This is a genomic window from Pseudomonas sp. (assembly GCF_030698175.1).
In the GTDB taxonomy this organism is placed as follows: domain Bacteria; phylum Pseudomonadota; class Gammaproteobacteria; order Pseudomonadales; family Pseudomonadaceae; genus Aquipseudomonas.
In genome coordinates, this window is record NZ_JAUYNT010000010.1 from 93,205 (window position 1) to 111,517 (window position 18,313).

Annotated in this window: 15 protein-coding genes and 1 pseudogene; 13 read left to right on the plus strand and 3 right to left on the minus strand. The window is 60.1% G+C overall.

Features of this window, described 5'->3' with window-relative positions:
- The first annotated feature begins 248 nt into the window (after positions 1-248).
- The 10 genes from Q8R10_RS04810 to Q8R10_RS04855 all read left to right on the plus strand — a co-directional run bounded on the left by Q8R10_RS04810 (position 249) and on the right by Q8R10_RS04855 (position 13,515).
- Positions 249-2,468 (plus strand): primosomal protein N', encoded by a 2,220-nt coding sequence (locus tag Q8R10_RS04810; RefSeq protein WP_305651524.1) that lies wholly within the window; start codon positions 249-251, stop codon positions 2,466-2,468.
- A 128-nt stretch (positions 2,469-2,596) separates the two neighbouring features.
- Positions 2,597-4,339, plus strand: a complete 1,743-nt coding sequence (gene argS, locus Q8R10_RS04815; RefSeq protein ID WP_305651526.1) for an arginine--tRNA ligase — start codon at positions 2,597-2,599, stop codon at positions 4,337-4,339.
- 77 nt (positions 4,340-4,416) lie between these two features.
- Positions 4,417-5,127, plus strand: coding sequence for an SPOR domain-containing protein (locus tag Q8R10_RS04820; RefSeq protein ID WP_305651528.1), 711 nt, complete (start codon positions 4,417-4,419; stop codon positions 5,125-5,127).
- A 123-nt stretch (positions 5,128-5,250) separates the two neighbouring features.
- Positions 5,251-5,790 carry an ATP-dependent protease subunit HslV gene (gene hslV, locus Q8R10_RS04825; protein ID WP_305651529.1) on the plus strand — a complete coding sequence of 180 codons (540 nt, stop codon included), beginning with the start codon at positions 5,251-5,253 and terminating at the stop codon, positions 5,788-5,790.
- A gap of 154 nt (positions 5,791-5,944) precedes the next feature.
- Entirely contained in the window at positions 5,945-7,282 is a 1,338-nt protein-coding gene (gene hslU / locus Q8R10_RS04830) for an HslU--HslV peptidase ATPase subunit (protein ID WP_305651531.1), read from the plus strand.
- A gap of 78 nt (positions 7,283-7,360) precedes the next feature.
- Complete coding sequence (locus tag Q8R10_RS04835) at positions 7,361-7,735, plus strand: DUF971 domain-containing protein (protein WP_305651533.1); 375 nt, start codon at positions 7,361-7,363, stop codon at positions 7,733-7,735.
- Positions 7,736-8,144: 409 nt separating this feature from the next.
- Positions 8,145-9,833, plus strand: coding sequence for a class II poly(R)-hydroxyalkanoic acid synthase (gene phaC / locus Q8R10_RS04840; RefSeq protein WP_305651535.1), 1,689 nt, complete (start codon positions 8,145-8,147; stop codon positions 9,831-9,833).
- A 300-nt stretch (positions 9,834-10,133) separates the two neighbouring features.
- A complete protein-coding gene (gene phaZ, locus Q8R10_RS04845; RefSeq protein WP_305651537.1) occupies positions 10,134-10,991 on the plus strand; it encodes a poly(3-hydroxyalkanoate) depolymerase in 858 nt (285 codons plus the stop codon).
- Positions 10,992-11,150: 159 nt separating this feature from the next.
- Positions 11,151-12,833, plus strand: coding sequence for a class II poly(R)-hydroxyalkanoic acid synthase (gene phaC, locus Q8R10_RS04850; RefSeq protein ID WP_305651539.1), 1,683 nt, complete (start codon positions 11,151-11,153; stop codon positions 12,831-12,833).
- 67 nt (positions 12,834-12,900) lie between these two features.
- The gene (locus tag Q8R10_RS04855; RefSeq protein ID WP_305651541.1) at positions 12,901-13,515 is read left to right on the plus strand and encodes a TetR/AcrR family transcriptional regulator; all 615 of its coding nucleotides are present in this window, start codon (positions 12,901-12,903) and stop codon (positions 13,513-13,515) included.
- A 100-nt stretch (positions 13,516-13,615) separates the two neighbouring features.
- On the opposite strand, the pseudogene Q8R10_RS04860 reads toward Q8R10_RS04855, so the two are convergent.
- From Q8R10_RS04860 to Q8R10_RS04870, 3 genes and pseudogenes are all read right to left on the minus strand, one after another.
- Positions 13,616-14,296 (minus strand): annotated as a pseudogene (locus tag Q8R10_RS04860) (phasin family protein); the annotation flags it as partial.
- 10 nt (positions 14,297-14,306) lie between these two features.
- Positions 14,307-14,762 (minus strand): phasin family protein, encoded by a 456-nt coding sequence (locus tag Q8R10_RS04865; protein WP_305651544.1) that lies wholly within the window; start codon positions 14,760-14,762, stop codon positions 14,307-14,309.
- A gap of 105 nt (positions 14,763-14,867) precedes the next feature.
- The gene (locus Q8R10_RS04870) at positions 14,868-15,146 is read right to left on the minus strand and encodes a polyhydroxyalkanoic acid system family protein (protein WP_305651546.1); all 279 of its coding nucleotides are present in this window, start codon (positions 15,144-15,146) and stop codon (positions 14,868-14,870) included.
- 141 nt (positions 15,147-15,287) lie between these two features.
- Here Q8R10_RS04870 and ubiE point away from each other — a divergent pair, with 141 nt between their 5' ends.
- The 3 genes from ubiE to ubiB are packed head-to-tail and all read left to right on the plus strand — an operon-like array spanning position 15,288 to position 18,285.
- Entirely contained in the window at positions 15,288-16,058 is a 771-nt protein-coding gene (gene ubiE / locus Q8R10_RS04875) for a bifunctional demethylmenaquinone methyltransferase/2-methoxy-6-polyprenyl-1,4-benzoquinol methylase UbiE (RefSeq protein ID WP_305651548.1), read from the plus strand.
- On the plus strand, positions 16,058-16,699 hold the full coding sequence (locus Q8R10_RS04880; protein WP_305651550.1) for an SCP2 domain-containing protein: 642 nt from the start codon (positions 16,058-16,060) through the stop codon (positions 16,697-16,699). The genes ubiE and Q8R10_RS04880 overlap by 1 nt, the downstream gene beginning before the upstream one ends.
- Positions 16,696-18,285: a ubiquinone biosynthesis regulatory protein kinase UbiB gene (gene ubiB, locus Q8R10_RS04885; RefSeq protein WP_305651552.1), complete on the plus strand. Its 1,590-nt coding sequence runs from the start codon at positions 16,696-16,698 to the stop codon at positions 18,283-18,285. Before Q8R10_RS04880 ends, ubiB begins: the two co-directional genes overlap by 4 nt.
- Positions 18,286-18,313: the final 28 nt, after the last annotated feature.

Here is an 18,313-nt window from a genome sequence, read left to right on the forward strand (position 1 = left end):
AGGTTTAAGTGTGCCGCCACCCGACCCTTGTCGAGTACCGCACGGATTTAGGCCGGGGATAATACCAGAGCAGCCGCCCCTTGCAAGCGACCAACCCACCTAGGCGACGCATGACCCACAAGGATGTGGGAAATGCAGCAAGCCCGTCGGGAGCGGGCGCTGCCGGCCGGAGGCTCTGTTGATGTAAGCGCGGGATGTTCGCTCACATCAACAGAGCCTATGATTGCAGACTTGCTTCGGAGCCTGCTGTGCCCGCCACTATTTTACGCCTCGCCCTGCCCTCGCCCTTGCGCCGTCTGTTTGACTATCTGCCCCCAGCCGAATCGCAGGGCATCAGCTGGCAGCCGGGCATGCGCCTGCGCGTACCTTTTGGCCGCCGGGAAATCATCGGCATTTTGATCGAGGTAAGCAGCCACAGCGAGGTGCCCACCGATAAACTCAAGCCCGCCCTGGCGTTGCTCGACGCCCAGAGCCCGATGCCGCCGGCGCTGTTTAAGCTGTGTTTGTGGACCGCCCAGTATTACCAACACAGCCTCGGCGACACCCTCAACTGGGCGCTGCCGATCCTGCTGCGCCAAGGCGAACCGGCCGAAGTGCGCCAGCAACGCTTCTGGCAGATCGCCCCTGACGCCCAGCTCGACGACCCGCGCCTGAGCCGCGCGCCACGCCAGCGCGATGCCCTGAAGATTCTCGCCCAGCATCCCCATGGCGTGCCCCATCAGCTGCTCAGCAAGTTGCAACTGAACAAAGACAGCCTCGACCTGCTGCTGGAAAAAGGCTTAGTCAGCTGCGAAAGCCGCCAACAGGCCGCCGCGCCGCGCCACAGCAACTGGCTGGCGCAACCGGAACTGCCGCTGAATCCCGAGCAACAGGTGGCGGTGACGGCAATCCAGTCGGCGCCCGAGCACTTCACCGCCTTCCTGCTGGCCGGGGTCACCGGCAGCGGCAAGACCGAGGTGTATTTACAGCTGATCCGCCAGTGCCTGGAGGCCGGCAAGCAAGCGCTGGTGCTGATCCCGGAGATCAATCTGGGGCCGCAGACGTTGGCGCGTTTCGAGCAGCGTTTCAACGCGCGCATCGCCCTGGTGCATTCGGCGGTGAACGACCGCGAGCGGCTGGATGCCTGGCTGACCGCCCGCGATGGCGAGGCCGACATCATCATCGGCACCCGCTCGGCGCTGTTTACGCCGATGAAGAGTCCGGGGCTGATCATCATCGATGAGGAGCACGACGCCTCCTACAAGCAACAAGAAGGCCTGCGTTACCACGCCCGCGACCTGGCCCTGGTGCGCGCCCGCCAGGAAAACATTCCGATCATCCTCGGCTCGGCCACGCCGTCGCTGGAGAGCCTGCATAACGCCTATGCCGGCCGCTACGCCCTGCTGCGCCTGACTCAACGGGCCGGTGGCGCCCAGCAGCCGCGCTTTCTGCGTTTGGATGTAAAAAGCCTGCCGCTCGACAGCGGCATCTCCGGGCCGATGCAGCAAGCAATCAAACAAACTCTGGCGGCCGGCCAACAGGTGCTGGTGTTTCTCAATCGCCGTGGCTTTGCGCCGACCCTGCTCTGCCACGATTGCGGCTGGATCAGCCAGTGCCCGCGCTGCGATGCGCGGATGACCGTGCACCAGCGCTCCGGCGAGCTGCGCTGCCATCATTGCGGCTACAGCGAACGCTCGCCACGCAACTGCCCGGACTGCGGCAAGGTCGACCTGCGCCCGGTCGGCGCCGGCACCGAGCGCGCCCAGGAGCGCCTGGAGATTCTGTTTCCACAAACGCCTGTGTTGCGCATCGACCGCGACAGCACCTCACGCAAGGGCGCGATGGATCAGCTGTTTACCACCATCCAGCGCGGCGAACCGTGCATTCTGGTCGGCACCCAGATGCTCGCCAAGGGTCACCACTTCCCGCGAGTGACCCTGGTGGCGATTCTGGATGCAGATGGCGGGCTGTTTTCCGCCGACTTTCGCGCCAGCGAGCGCATGGCGCAATTAATCGTGCAGGTCGCCGGCCGCGCGGGACGCGCCGAAGAGCCGGGACGGGTGATTATCCAGAGCCACCTGGCCGACCATCCGCTGCTAGTGCAATTGACCGAGCAAGGCTATTTCGCCTTTGCCGAACAAGCCTTAAGCGAGCGACGCAGCACCGGCCTGCCACCCTTCTCGCACCTGGCGTTGCTGCGCGCCGAGGCGCACAAACCCGGGCAAGCCGAGGACTTTCTCGACCAGGCCTGCGGCGAAGCCGAATACCTGCTCGGCGAGTTAAACCTCGGCGGCATCGAGTTGCTCGGGCCGATTCCGGCGCCGATGGAGCGCCGCGCCGGGCGTTACCGGGCGCAACTGCTACTGCAAGCCAACGCCCGCGCACCACTGCACCGACTGCTCAGCGCCATGCTGCCGGCCCTGGAGCAAATGCCCAGCGGCCGGGCCGTGCGTTGGTCGCTGGATATCGATCCGATTGACTTGTTCTAGACCGTTTTCCCAAGCAGATAAACACCATCCACCGCTTAACCCTTGAAGCGCTGGGTGAAGGGCGCCGATAATGCCCGGCTTTAATCCCGCGCCCAGGCGCCGCCGCCCGCCGGCCAGAAGAGCAGACCATGAAAGACACCATTCGCCAGCTAATCCAACAAGCCCTCGCGCGCCTGACCACCGCAGGTGTGCTGCCGCAAGGCCTGAGCCCGGCGATTCAGGTGGAAAACAGCAGAGACAAAACCCACGGCGACTTCGCCAGCAATATCGCCATGATGCTGGCCAAACCGGCCGGTCTGAAACCGCGCGAGCTGGCCGAGCAGCTGATTGCCGCGCTGCCGGCCGACCCGCAAATCAGCAAAGTGGAAATCGCCGGCCCCGGCTTTCTGAATTTCTATCAAGACCAGCAAGGCCTGGCGCAACGCCTGGACGCGGCCCTGGCCGATGCCCAGCTGAATGTGCGCAAAGCCGGCCCGGCCCAGCGGGTGGTGGTCGACCTGTCCTCACCGAACCTGGCCAAAGAGATGCACGTCGGCCATTTGCGCTCGACCATCATCGGCGACGGCGTGGCGCGGGTACTGGAGTTTCTCGGCGACACGGTGATCCGCCAGAACCACGTCGGCGACTGGGGCACCCAGTTCGGCATGCTGTTGGCCTATATGGAAGAAAATCCCAGCGCCGCCGACAGCGAGCTGAGCGATCTTGAGCAGTTCTATCGCGCCTCGAAAAAACGCTTCGACGACAGTCCGGAGTTCGCCGAGCGCGCCCGCGAGCTGGTAGTTGCCCTGCAAGCCAACGACGCCGACTGCCTGCGCCTGTGGAACCGCTTTAACGAGATTTCCCTGTCGCACTGCCAGCACGCCTACGACCGTCTCGGCGCCAAACTCAGCCCGGCCGATGTCAAGGGCGAGAGCGCCTACAACGACCAGCTGGCCGACATAGTCCACGCCCTCGGCAGCAAGGGCCTGCTCAGCGAAAGCAACGGCGCCCAGTGCGTGTTTATCGATGAGTTCAAAAACGCCGAAGGCAATCCGCTGCCGGTGATCGTACAAAAAGCCGGCGGCGGCTATCTGTACGCCACCACCGACCTGGCAGCCATGCGTTATCGCAGTGAGCAGCTCAAGGCCGATCGCGCCCTGTATTTTGTCGATCAGCGCCAGGCCCTGCACTTCCAGATGGCCTTCGAAGTGGCGCGGCGCGCCGGCTTCGTGCACCCCGGCATGCAGCTGGAACACATGGGCTTTGGCACCATGAATGGCGCCGACGGCCGCCCGTTCAAGACCCGCGACGGCGGCACGGTGAAGCTCATTGATCTGCTGGATGAGGCCGAAGAGCGCGCCTACAGCCTGGTCAAAGCGAAGAACCCGGAGCTGGATGACGCCGAGTTGCGGAAAATCGGCCACGTCGTCGGCATCGGCGCGGTGAAGTACGCCGATTTATCCAAGCACCGCTCCAGCGACTACAGCTTTAACTTCGAACAGATGCTGAGTTTTGAGGGCAACACCGCGCCTTACCTGCTGTATGCCTACACCCGCGTCGCCAGCGTATTTCGCAAGCTGGAGCGCTCGATGGATGGCAGCCTCGACGGCCAGATCCGTCTCGAGGCAACCCAGGAAATCGATTTGGCCAGCAAGCTGGCGCAATTTACCGAGGTGCTGAATAACGTCGCCGACAAGGGCACCCCGCATATTCTCTGCACCTACCTGTACGAGCTGGCCGGGCTGTTCTCCAGCTTCTACGAGCATTGCCCGATTCTCACCGCCGCCGATGCGGCCACCCAGCAAAGCCGTCTGCGCCTGGCCGCGCTGAGCGGTCGCACCCTGCAGCAGGGTCTCGAGCTGCTCGGCCTGCAAACCCTGGAGCGGATGTAACTTGGCCGCACCCAGCAGTCACATCCCCAAGCCAGGCCTAGAACTGCCCAGCCTGCAACCCTTGGAGCGCATATAATTTGGCCGCCAAAAAACCCGCCGCCAAACGCGGCGCAAGCCGCTACCAAGCCCCCGCCAAACCGCCGATACCCGGCTGGGTGTGGCTGGCGTGTGGCTTGCTGATCGGCGCTTTTGTGGTGTTTCTGATGAAGCTTGAGCCGGGGCGTGGCGAGATCAAGCGAGTTAAAGAAGAAGTCACCCGCCCAGCCAATAATCCGGCGGCAAAACCGCAGACCAACAGCCCAACACCGAGCGCCGCAACCGCCAAGCCCAAGTACGATTTCTACACCCTATTGCCGGAGTCTGAGGTGATAGTGCCAATGGATGCGCCAGCAGAAAAACCGCCGGCCGCCCTCACCCCCGAGGAGCTGGCCAAGGCCGATGCCGCCCGTGCCCTGGCCGCGCTCAGCGGGCAAACGCCGCCGCCACTGCCAGCTGCCAGCGACGCAGCAGTCACGCCGCCAGCGACCCTGGCCAAGGCGCCGCTGAGCACCCAGTTCTTTCTGCAGGCCGGTTCGTTTCGTAAACAAGCCGACGCCGACAAGGTGCGCGCGCAAATCATCATGCTCGGCCAAAGCGTGCAGGTTGAGTCGGGCAATGTGCGCGAAGAAACCTGGTACCGGGTACTGGTCGGCCCCTTTGCCAGCCGTGAGCAGCTCACCCAGGCACAAAAATCCCTGGCCGCCGGCGGCTTTAGCAATCTGCTGTTACAGCAGCGGCAAAGCCGCTGAGTGGGGAGCGGGAAGTAGGAAGTGGGGCGGGGGACCGATGCGCCCTGACTTGAAGCTTGCAGCCAGCATCCCCATATCAATTGGCATTAGGGCATTTCGCCCCGCTGCATGGAGACGCTCCCCTTGACCACCATCGTTTCAGTGCGCCGCAACGGCAAAGTCGTCATGGGCGGCGACGGCCAGGTTTCCCTTGGCAATACCGTGATGAAAGGCAATGCCAAAAAAGTCCGCCGCCTCTATCACGGCCAGGTACTGGCCGGTTTTGCCGGCGCCACCGCCGACGCCTTCACCCTGTTTGAACGCTTCGAAGGGCAGCTGGAGAAACACCAGGGTCACTTGGTGCGCGCCGCCGTCGAGCTGGCCAAAGAATGGCGTACTGATCGCTCCCTGAGCCGCCTGGAAGCCATGCTGGCGGTGGCCAACAAAGACGCATCTTTGATCATTACCGGCAATGGCGATGTGGTGGAGCCCGAGCACGGGCTGATCGCCATGGGCTCCGGCGGTGGTTTCGCCCAGGCCGCCGCCATGGCACTGCTGCAGAAGACCGAGCTGAGCGCCCGTGAAATCACCGAAACCGCGCTGAACATCGCCGGCTCCATCTGTGTCTTCACCAACCAGAATTTGACCATTGAGGAAGAGGACTGCGTCGATCAGGTCGTTTAAAGCTACTGCGCTCGGCCAGGCGGCGTTACAAGCGGGCTCGGACTGCTCATTGACCACTAGTCAACTCCGCGTCCTCGCCCACTTGCTCCTTGCCTGGCCTGCGCTCGCGACGCTTTAACCAGCCTGTTGCCTGTCTATTCTTGGAGTACACCTGATGCCTATGACCCCCCGCGAAATCGTCCACGAACTCAATCGCCATATCATCGGCCAGGACGATGCCAAACGCGCCGTGGCCATCGCCCTGCGCAATCGCTGGCGGCGCATGCAGCTGCCGGCCGAACTGCGCGCCGAAGTAACGCCGAAGAACATCCTGATGATCGGCCCCACCGGCGTCGGCAAAACCGAAATCGCCCGACGCCTGGCCAAGCTGGCCAACGCGCCCTTTATCAAGGTGGAAGCCACCAAGTTCACCGAGGTCGGCTATGTCGGCCGCGACGTCGAGTCGATCATCCGTGACCTCGCCGATGCGGCGATCAAGATGATGCGTGAGCAAGAGATCGTCAAAGTCCGCTTCCGCGCCGAAGACGCCGCCGAAGAGCGCATCCTCGACGCCCTGTTGCCGCCCGCCCGCGCAGGCTTCGGTGATGAGCCGGTGCGCCATGAAGACTCCAACACCCGCCAGCTGTTTCGCAAACGTCTGCGTGAAGGCCAGCTCGACGACAAAGAAATCGATATCGAGGTGGCGGAAACGCCAGCCGGCGTCGAGATCATGTCGCCGCCGGGCATGGAGGAAATGACCAATCAACTGCAAAGCCTGTTTGCCAACATGGGCAAAGGCAAAAAGAAGAGCCGCAAGCTCAAGGTCAAAGACGCCTTAAAACTGGTGCGCGAAGAAGAAGCCGCGCAACTGGTGAACGAGGAAGAACTCAAAGCCGCTGCCCTGGAAGCCGTCGAGCAACATGGCATCGTGTTTATTGACGAGATCGACAAGGTCGCCAAGCGCGGCAACAGCGGCGGCATCGACGTGTCCCGCGAGGGCGTGCAGCGCGACTTGCTGCCGCTGATCGAAGGCTGCACGGTGAACACCAAACTGGGCATGGTCAAAACCGACCACATCCTGTTTATTGCCTCGGGCGCCTTCCACCTGAGCAAACCCAGCGACTTGGTGCCCGAGCTGCAAGGCCGCCTGCCGATTCGGGTTGAGCTCAAAGCCCTGACCCCGAATGACTTCGAGCGCATCCTCAGCGAACCGCACGCCTCGCTGACCGAGCAATACTGCGCGCTGCTGAAAACCGAAGGCCTGCACATCGAGTTCGCCGCGGACGGTATTCAGCGCATCGCCGAGATCGCCTGGCAGGTCAACGAGAAAACCGAAAACATCGGCGCCCGGCGCTTGCACACCCTGCTCGAACGCCTGCTGGAGGAGCTGTCCTTCGGCGCTGGCGAGCTGGCCAATGAGCACGGCAGCCCAATTAAAATCGACGCCGCTTACGTCAACAGCCATCTCGGCGAATTGGCCGAGGACGAGGATTTATCGCGCTATATCCTCTAAGCGACCAGCACTTACTTAGCGACATCAGCAGCCGCAGACCTTATGTCTGCGGCTGGCTACTTTCAGCAGGAGGATAAAATGCGTATTCCTACGGCGATCGAGCTGCACAAAGCCTCGAAGACCCTGACCCTCAAATACGCCAACGGCGATATTTACCAGCTGCCGGCCGAGTTTTTACGGGTCCACTCGCCTTCCGCCGAAGTCCAGGGTCACGGCAAACCCATTTTGCAAACCGGCAAGCTCGGCGTCGGTCTAACCCGCATCGAACCGGCCGGGCAATATGCACTAAAACTGTGCTTCGACGACGGTCATGACAGCGGCTTGTTCACCTGGGACTACCTCGACGGCCTCGGCCAACGACAAACACAACTCTGGCAGGATTATTTAGCCGCCCTAAGCGCCGCTGGAAAATCGCGCGACCCCGATGAATCCGTGGTCAAGCTACTGCTCTAGCAGGCCGCTGAAAAACTACTGCGCTCGGCTATGCGGCGTTGAAACCAGCCTCAAAATGCTCATGTACAACCCGTACACTGCGCTTTTTCGGCTGATTTCGCCTTGCCTAGCCGTCGCTCGCTACATTTCTCAGCGACCTGCTAATCCGCAGTTAGGGCGAGTTTTCTAATTGCCTTAGGCATAATCTGTCATACATCGGCGATAACATGCCGAACTTGCACAATCGCGCTAACTCGGGTAACCAAGGTGCTGGCAGGTTTCATGCATTCAGGCAGACTGAGTGCAGTGCAACCCATGGAGTTCACTCCGCCGCCCGCTAACCCAATCAGTATCCGGTTTTTCGCCCTGTGTCTGCGCTTAGCCGCACAGCTGCCCGACAGGTACTGCCTAGGACAATGGAGTGTTGTAGATGACCAATAAAGACAACAAAGCAAACGAAGATCTAAAAACCCAAGCGATGGATAACACGCTTGGTCTAAACCCGGTGATTGGCATTCGCGGTAAAGATATTCTCACCGCTGCCCGCACGGTAATGCTGCAGGCCATCAAACAACCGATCCACAGCGCCAAACACCTGACCCACTTCAGCCTGGCGCTGAAAAACGTCTTGCTCGGTCAGTCGCAGATGGAACCCGAGGCCGGCGACCGCCGCTTCGCCGACCCGACCTGGAGCCAAAACCCGCTGTACAAACGCTATATGCAGACGTACCTGGCGTGGAACAAAGAACTGCACGACTGGATTGAAGACAGCAAGCTGGCCGAGCAGGACATCAATCGCGGCCACTTCGTGATCAAGCTGATGACCGATGCGATGGCTCCGACCAACAGCATGGCCAACCCTACGGCGGTTAAACGCTTCTTCGAAACCGGAGGCAAAAGTCTGCTGGATGGCTTGAGCAACTTGGCCAAGGACATCGTCAACAATGGCGGCATGCCCAGCCAGGTCAATATGTCGGTATTTGAAGTCGGCAAATCGCTGGCCAATACCGAAGGCGCGGTGGTGTTTCGCAACGACGTTCTGGAGCTGATCCAATACACGCCTGCGACCGAGCAAGTGCACGAGCGCCCGCTGTTGGTGGTGCCGCCACAAATCAATAAATTCTATGTATTCGACTTGTCGCCAGAAAAAAGCGTGGCGCGTTTTTGCGTGCGCAATCAGCTGCAAACCTTCGTGGTCAGCTGGCGCAACCCGACCAAGGCACAACGTGAATGGGGCCTGTCGACCTATATCGAAGCGCTGAAAGAAGCCATCGAAGTAGTCTGCGCGATCACCGGCAGCAAAGACCTGAACATGCTCGGCGCCTGCTCTGGCGGCATGACCACCGCCTCATTGCTGGGCCACTATGCGGCCATTGGCGAGCAGAAGGTGCATGCCCTGACCTTGCTGGTCAGCGTGCTGGACAACCGCCTGGAATCGGATATTTCGCTGTTCGCCGACGAGAAGAGTCTGGAGAGCGCCAAGCGCCGCTCCTATCAAGCCGGCGTACTCGAAGGCAAGGACCTGGCCAAGGTGTTTGCCTGGATGAGGCCAAACGATTTGATCTGGAACTACTGGGTCAATAACTACCTGCTCGGCAACGAGCCACCGGTGTTTGACATCCTGCACTGGAACAACGACACCACGCGTCTGCCAGCGGCCTTGCATGGCGAATTTATCGACATGTTCAAGAACAACCCACTGACCCGCGCGGGCGCACTGGAAGTCTGCGGCACCCCGGTCGACCTCAAGCAAGTCACTTGCGATCTGTTCTGCGTCGCCGGCACCACCGACCACATTACCCCCTGGGAGTCGTGCTACAAGTCGGCCAACCTGTTCGGCGGCAAGTGTGAGTTCGTATTGTCGAGCAGCGGCCATATCCAAAGCATTCTGAATCCGCCGGGCAATCCAAAGTCGCGCTATATGACCAACAGCGCAATGCCAGCCGATCCAAAAGCCTGGCAAGCCAGCGGCACCAAGCACGCCGACTCCTGGTGGCTGCATTGGCAAAGCTGGCAGGCAGAACGCGCCGGCAAACTGAAAAAAACCCCAACCACGCTAGGCAACAAAGCCTTCCCGCCACGCGAAGCCGCGCCCGGCACTTACGTGCATGAGCGCTAGGCAACAGGCTAACAGGCCTTTGAAAAATGTAGCGAGCGACGGCTAGGCAAGGCGAAATCAGCCGAAAAAGCGCAGTTTACTGGTCGTAAATGAGCATTTTGAGGCTGATTTCAACGCCGCATAGCCGAGCGCAGTAGTTTTTCAACGGCCTGTTAATCATCTGGCGCGCCCCGAGGCGCGCCAGAGACCCTGATCGTGCAGTAGGGATTGCGCCGCGTGAGGGCATCGGCGACCGTCTACGCCAATCCGGGAGGGCTTTGCGCAATGCCTCCTGGCAGTACAACCTTTAGGGCCACAGCTATGTCGCAAGGATTTATTTTTCGCACCATTGACCTGGATGGCAACACCATCCGTACCGCCGTGCGCCCGGGCAAACCGCACCTGACTCCGCTGCTGGTATTTAACGGCATTGGCGCCAACCTGGAGCTGATCTTCCCGTTCGTCCAGGCGCTGGACCCCGACCTCGAAGTTATTGCCTTTGACGTGCCCGGCGTTGGCGGCTCGTCCACTCCGAACACGCCGTACCGCTTCCCCGGCCTGGCCAAACTGGCCGCGCGCATGCTCGATTACCTCGACTATGGCCAAGTCAGTGTTATCGGCGTGTCATGGGGAGGCGCCTTGGCGCAACAGTTCGCCCATGACTACCCAGAGCGCTGCAAAAAACTGATTCTCGCCGCCACCGCGGCGGGCGCAGTAATGATCCCTGGCAAGCCGAAAGTGCTGATGTTGATGGCCAGTCCGCGGCGCTATATCCAGCCGTCCTACGGCGCGCACATTGCGCCGGAGATCTATGGCGGGGCCTTTCGCCGCGACAAGACCCTGGCACTGTCGTTTGCCAGCAAGGTGCGCTCCTCGGGCAAGCTGGGTTACTACTGGCAGTTATTCGCCGGCATGGGCTGGACCAGCATTCATTGGCTGCACAAGATCAAACAACCGACACTGGTGTTGGCCGGTGACGACGATCCGCTGATCCCGCTGATTAACATGCGCATGATCGCCTGGCGAATCCCCAACTCGCAGCTGCATGTACTCGATGACGGTCATTTGTTTTTGATTACCCGCGCCGAAACCGTGGCGCCAATCATCATGAAGTTCCTGCAAGAAGAACGGCAACGCGCGGTTATGCACCCACAGCAAAGCATCTCACCGACTCACTGACACGCGCAGCACAGCAAGGAGCCCAAACACTTGACCGACAAGCGAGGCAGGTGTAACAAAGTCGATCGCACATGCAACTGCCAACGCAGCAGTTGCATGCACAGAAGCACAAGCCTTGCAGCTTGATTCTTGGCGGTATGACGACGGAGTGTTGCCCCCATGCAAGAGAAACCCGAAACAGATGCCTTGCCCGCACCGCTGGCGCATATGAATGTACAAAATGCCATGCTCGGTTTGCGCGGTAAAAACCTCACTTCAACGCTGCGCCTGCTGGCCTTCCAAGGCCTACGCCAGCCAGTACATAGCGCTCGTCACGCGCTAAGTTTGGGCGCCAAACTGACGCGGGTTCTGCTCGGTGACAAGCTTTACCAACCAGACCCCAAGGATTCGCGCTTTGCTGACCCGACTTGGCGGCAAAATCCCCTCTACAGTCGTAGCTTGCAGGCCTACCTGGCTTGGCAAGCGCAAACTCAAGACTGGTTAGAGCAGAGCAACTTGTCCGCCGATGATCGCGAACGCTCGCGCTTTATCCTCGCACTGCTCAGCGATGCACTGGCCCCCTCCAACAGCCCACTTAATCCACTGGCCGTTAAAGAGCTGTTTAACACCGGCGGTAGCAGTCTCGGCAAAGGCCTGCGCGAACTCGCCGATGATCTGCTGCACAACGGCGGCATGCCCAAGCAGGTGCACAAGCAAGCCTTTGAGGTCGGCCGCAACCTGGCCAACACCCCTGGAGCGGTGGTGTTTCGCAACGAGTTTGTCGAGCTGATTCAATACAAATCGATGAGCGAAAAACAGCACGTCATTCCGCTGCTGATAGTGCCGCCACAAATCAACAAGTTTTATATCTTCGATCTCAGCCCAGAAAAAAGCTTCGTCCAGTACGCCCTGAAAAACAGCCTACAAGTGTTTGCCCTGAGCTGGCGCAACCCCGACCCGCGGCACCGCGAATGGGGCTTGTCGACCTACGTGCAAGCGCTGGAACAAGCCATCGATGTGTGCCGTGAGATTTGCGTCAGCCCTTCGGTAAACCTGCTCGGCGCCTGCGCCGGCGGCCTCACCAGTGCCGCCCTGCAAGGTCACCTGCAAGCCAAGAAGCAACTGCGCAAAGTTAACAGCAGCACCTACTTGGTCAGCCTGCTGGACAGCCAAACCGACAGCCCTGCCATGCTGTTTGCCGACGAGCAAACGCTGGAGGCGGCCAAGCGCCACTCCTATCAGCGCGGCGTACTCGATGGCCGTGAGATGTCCAAGGTGTTTGCCTGGATGCGCCCCAATGACTTGGTCTGGAACTACTGGGTCAACAACTACCTGCTCGGCAAACAACCGCCAGCCTTCGATATTCTGTACTGGAACAACGACAACACTCGGCTGCCGGCCGCGCTGCATGGGGATTTTCTCGACTTCTTCAAAATCAACCCACTCAAGCACGCGGGCGGCATGGAGGTGTGCGGCACCCCGATCGATCTGAAAAAGATCACTATCGACAGCTTTAGTGTTGGCGGCATCAACGATCACATCACCCCTTGGCGGGCGGTGTATCGCTCCTCGCAACTGCTGGGCGGCAACAAACGTTTTCTACTGTCCAACAGCGGCCACATCCAAAGCATTCTCAATCCACCCAGCAACCCGAAAGCCAACTATTACGAAAACCCAACACTCTGCTACGAGCCGCTGAACTGGCGGGCGGATGCTCAGCAGGTCGCAGGCAGCTGGTGGACGCCCTGGTTGGAATGGATTCAGCAGCGCGCCGGCGAGCGCCGGGAACCCTTGAAGACCCTTGGCAATCAGCATTACCCGCCCATGGAAGCGGCACCCGGCACCTACGTACATTTACGCTAACCACAACCTGGCTGGCAGCGCAAAAGCCAGCGCAGCGCCCTCCGACCACCACCACTAAGAAGACTGGATGAAGACCCGCGACCGCATTCTTGAGTGTGCCCTGAGCCTGTTCAACCAGGAGGGCGAACCCAATGTTTCGACCCTGCAAATCGCCAACGAGCTCGGCATTAGCCCCGGCAATCTGTACTACCACTTCCACGGCAAAGAACCGTTGGTGCTGGAGTTATTTGAACGCTTTCAGGCGGAAATGGCACCGTTGCTCAACCCGCCGGCCGACGCCCAACTGGATGTGGAGGATTACTGGCTGTTCCTGAATTTGATTGTCGAGCGCTTAGCGTTGTTTCGCTTTCTGTTCCAGGACCTGTCCAACTTGGCCGGGCGACTGCCCAAGCTGGCCCGCGGCATTCGCCACTGGCTCAACGCCCTAAAGCGCACCTTGGCCGAGTTACTCGCGGGCCTGAAAGCCCAAGGGCAACTCGAGAGCGACACCCTCGCGCTCGGCCAACTGGTCGAGCAGATCAGCCTGACCCTACTGTTCTCACTCGACTACCAGCGCATTCTTGGCAACCGCGGTGAAAACCGCTTGGTGGTCTACCAAGTGATGATGCTGGTCGCACCGCACCTGGTCGATGGCGCCCGGCACACCGCCGAACAACTGGCACAACGCTATCTAAAAGCCTAAGCCGCACAAGCCACCAAACAATTTAATTCGCCCAAACGCAAACGCCCGGCACTAGGCCGGGCGTTGGTGCAGCCTGAACTAATCAGGCCTGGGTAGCAGCGCTCGCAGGTGCGGCAGCAACTGCTGGCGCTGCTGCAACTACCGGTGCAGCGGCGGGCTTGGCCGCAACTGGCTTGGCAGCAGCCAGCTTAGCCACTGGCTTAGCAACCGCTTTAACTGCGGGTTTAGCCGCAGGCTTGGCAGCGGCAGGTTTAGCCACAGCTTTAACTGCTGGCTTAGCCGCAGGTTTGGCAGCAACTGGCTTAGCCACTGGTTTTTTGACCGCAGGCTTAGCTACAGCTTTAGCCGCTGGCTTAACCGACTGGGCCGAAATACCGGTCAGCTTTTCAATTTGCTTGGTCAGTACTTCAACCTTGCTGTGCAGTTCTTTAACTTCATTGCGGCTCGGTACACCAAGGCGCGAAATAGCGTTGTTCAGGCGCTTGTCGAAAGCATCTTCCAGCTCACTCCACTTGCCCCAAGCTTTTTCTTTCACTTCTTCAACTTTCGACTTGGCCGAGTCTACGGAGGACTTCACCACGCCAACTTGCTTAGTCACTTCAGCCTTAGCCAGCTTCTCAGCTTTCTCGCCATCAGTAACCAGGCCATCAAACAGCTTCTCGCCGTCCTTGCTGACCTTGGAGTAAGCACCAAGACCTGCCAGCCAAATTTGCCGCGAATACTTTTCTACTTCGTTAACCCAAGTAGTGACTTCTTTTTCGATCTTCTTCTTGCCAGCCATATGATTCCCCTTATTTAGCTTTAGCCGCGCGCTCGAGCATTGCATTGAGCACATCGAGCTTAGCAGAGAGCGCGTCAACGTCCTGCTTGGACGGAATGCCGAGACGATTCAGACCGCTAGCAACGCGACGATCAAAGGCTTGCTCGACTTTTTCGAACTGCACTTCAACCTTGCCTTTAACGCCTTCGACGCGGTCTTTAACACTTACTTTAACGCTGTCGATTTGGCTGTTAGCGGCTTCAACTTGTTGATTTACCAGCTTCTTGCCTTGCTTCTCAACGCCTTCACCGGCCTTAACCAGATCCAGCAAGTAGCCCGCGCCTTCTTTGCCCGCTTTAGCGTAAGCGCCAAGACCGGCCAGATAGATTTTGCGCGCATAGCCTTTAACATCGGCCAGCACTGTGGTTTCGCTAGCGACGTTGCTGACGGCTTTCTTAACGGCGATTTTTTTCGGAGCAGTAGCCATGATGCACCTCACACTAAGTGATAAAAGAGTCGCCCTTGCTCAGGGCTTATCACCAAGGTAGCGAGGAAAATTAGAATCCACATACTAAGCCGCAAAATAATTGACTTAGGCCTGCAGCGACTCATCCAGGGTCTTTTCAATTTCACGTTTGATACTGCCGCCCATGGCAGACAGCAACAGGCCCAGGTTTAACTCAACCCGCACCTGATCTTCAGTGACGGCGATCAGCCCATCGGCGCCGCTGCGTTTAAATTCCAGGCTGTTGCCAACCCAGCGGTAACGCACGTCGTACTCGCTGGCCAAGCGTTCGGCGAGCTGCTCGGCTTTCGCCCGTGCGCCGGCCAGACCGAGCGAATGTGGGCGTTCAATTTTAATCCGGGCCATCGATAATTCCTGACTGCGACCTTAGGTCGCGCAACTATAACAGGCCGCCGCAGCCCTCTAAACGAATGCAGCAGCGCGCCGCCAAGACAAAGCCGGTCGCCGGGATTAGAATGGCCGGCACTTTCTTGCGGTGACAGTGAAATGAACGATCCACGCAAAGCCGGCGACGGCGAACCGACCACCCACTTCGGCTATCAAAACGTACCGGAAAGCCAAAAGGCGCAAAAGGTCGCTGAAGTGTTCCACTCGGTCGCAGCCAAATACGACCTGATGAACGACCTGATGTCCGCCGGCGTGCATCGCCTGTGGAAGCGCTTCACCATCGAACTATCGGGTGTACGCAGCGGCAATCGGGTGCTGGATATCGCCGGCGGTACCGGTGACTTGAGCAAACAGTTCTCGCGCCTGGTGGGTCCAACCGGCGAAGTGGTACTGGCCGACATCAATGCCTCGATGCTGCAAGTGGGTCGCGACCGTCTGCTCGATTTGGGCGTGGCGGGCAATATCAAATTTGTGCAGGCCGATGCCGAGAAGCTGCCCTTTCCGGACAACTACTTTGACGTGGTGACCATCGCCTTCGGTTTGCGCAACGTCACCCATAAAGAAGACGCCCTGCGCTCGATGCTGCGGGTGCTGAAACCCGGCGGTCGTTTGTTGGTGCTGGAATTTTCCAAGCCCACCAGCGCCTTGCTGTCCAAGACCTATGACGCCTACTCGTTCAGCCTGCTGCCAATGATCGGCAAACTGATCACCGGCGACGCCGACAGCTACCGCTATTTGGCCGAATCGATCCGCATGCATCCGGATCAGGAAACACTCAAGGCGATGATGGTCGAGGCCGGTTTCGAGCGCACCAGCTATCACAATATGACCGGCGGCATCGTCGCCCTGCACCGCGGCATCAAGCCCTGATGCTGCTTGCCGGATTGCTGGCCGGCGTTGAGCTAGGCCTCAATCGCCTCTTGCGGATGGACAGCACCGCGCTGCCGCGCCTGGCCAGTTTGAGCGGCAAAGTGATTGCCATCGACGGCCAAAGCCCGGCGTTGCAGTTGTTTATTCTGCCCAGCGCCGAGGGCTTACAACTCGCGAGCAATTGGCTGGCACCAACCGATTGCTGCCTGCGCGCCAGTCCCGCCAACCTGCTGCAATTGGCCCTGGCCAAAGACAAGACGGCAGTGCTGCATCGCCCGCAGGTCAGCCTCAGCGGTGACAGCGCAGTGCTGCTGGAACTGGTGGCGGTATTGCAAGACCTGGAGCTGGACTGGGAGTACGAACTCTCGCGCTGGCTCGGCCCGGTGGCCAGCCAACTGCTTGGCGGTCACCTGCGCAGTCGCGCTCACTGGGGCACGCAAAGCGTTGCCAGCCTGCGCCAGGACTTGGCGGATTACCTCAGTGAAGAATCCCGCAGCCTGGTTGGCCAGCGCGAAGCCGAGGCTCGCTTCGCCGAGCTTGACCGTCTGAAGCTCGATCTCGACCGCCTCGACGCCCGTGTGGCGCGTCTGTCTATGCCGCCTGCGCGGCCCATGCCCCTCACGCCTAGCGATCCCGTATGAAGCTGCTTGCCGTTCGCCGTCTGTTCCGAATCCTGCGCGTCGTAGTCCGCTATCGCCTCGACGATTTGCTCCTCGCGCTGCCGCTGCCCTGGTGGTTGCGTGCCTTAAGCCTGCTGCTGCCGTGGCGCTGGTTGCCGCGCAAAACCCTGGACATCTCACGGGGCGCCCGCCTGCGCTTGGCCCTGGAGGACCTCGGGCCGATCTTTATCAAGTTTGGCCAACTGCTCTCCACCCGCCGCGACTTGCTGCCCATCGACATCGCCGACGAACTGGCCAAGCTGCAAGACCAAGTGCCACCGTTCGACGCCGCGCTCTCGGTGGCGCGCATCGAGGCGCAACTCGGCGCCAAAGTCGGCGACGTGTTTGCCCGCTTCGATAACCAACCCCTGGCCTCGGCCTCGGTCGCCCAGGTACACGCCGCGCAGCTAAAAAGCGGCGAAGAGGTGGTGGTTAAAGTTATTCGTCCGGGACTCAAACCCATCATCAAGCAAGACCTGGCCTGGCTGTATTTACTGGCCAAACTGGCCGAAGCAGTGTCCAGCGAAGCGCGACGCTTGCATCCGGTGGAAGTGGTCAGCGATTACGAGAAGACCATCTACGACGAACTCGACCTGCTGCGTGAAGCCGCCAACGCCAGTCAGTTGCGACGCAACTTTAGTGGCTCGGAAATGCTATACGTGCCGCAGGTGTACTGGGATCTGTGCCGGCCAAAAGTGCTGGTCATGGAGCGTATTTACGGCATTGCGGTGACGGATCTGGCCACCCTCGCCGACCAGCGCACCGACATGAAATTGCTCGCCGAGCGCGGCGTGGAAATCTTCTTCACCCAGGTGTTCCGCGACAGCTTCTTCCACGCCGACATGCACCCCGGCAACATCTTCGTCAGCACCCGCACGCCGTGGAACCCGCAATACATTGCCATCGACTGCGGCATCATCGGCAGCCTCACACCCGAAGACCAGGACTATCTGGCGCGCAACCTGATCGCTTTTTTCAAACGCGATTATCGCCGCGTCGCGCAACTGCATATCGACTCCGGCTGGGTGCCCGCCGACACCAAGGTCAACGACTTTGAAGCGGCGATTCGCACTGTGTGTGAGCCGATTTTTGAGCGCCCGCTGAAAGACATCTCCTTTGCTCAGCTGCTGTTGCGGCTGTTCCAGACCGCACGACGCTTCAATATGGAAATCCAGCCGCAGCTGGTGCTGCTGCAGAAAACCCTGCTAAACATCGAAGGCCTCGGTCGCCAGCTGTATCCCGACCTCGACTTGTGGAACACCGCGCAACCGTTCCTCGAACGCTGGATGCGCGAACGCATCAGCCCCTTGCAGCTGCTGCGTAACCTGCAGAGCCAAGCCGAGCAAGTGCCGCATCTGTCGCAAATGGCCAAAGAGACCCTCGAACGCCTGCGCCAGCCAACCGTCACTAGCGCCCCCGCCAGCGCCGCTGGCCTGACGTGGCCGGGACGGCTGCTAGGGGCCTTATTGATCGCCGGCGCCGTCAGCCAAGGATTGGCCCTGACGCTGGTCACGTGGCCCGGCTGGGCCATGCTGGCCGGCGGGCTGTACTTGGTCGTGCGCCGATAGCCCGGCCGCCGACAAACTGGCAGACTAG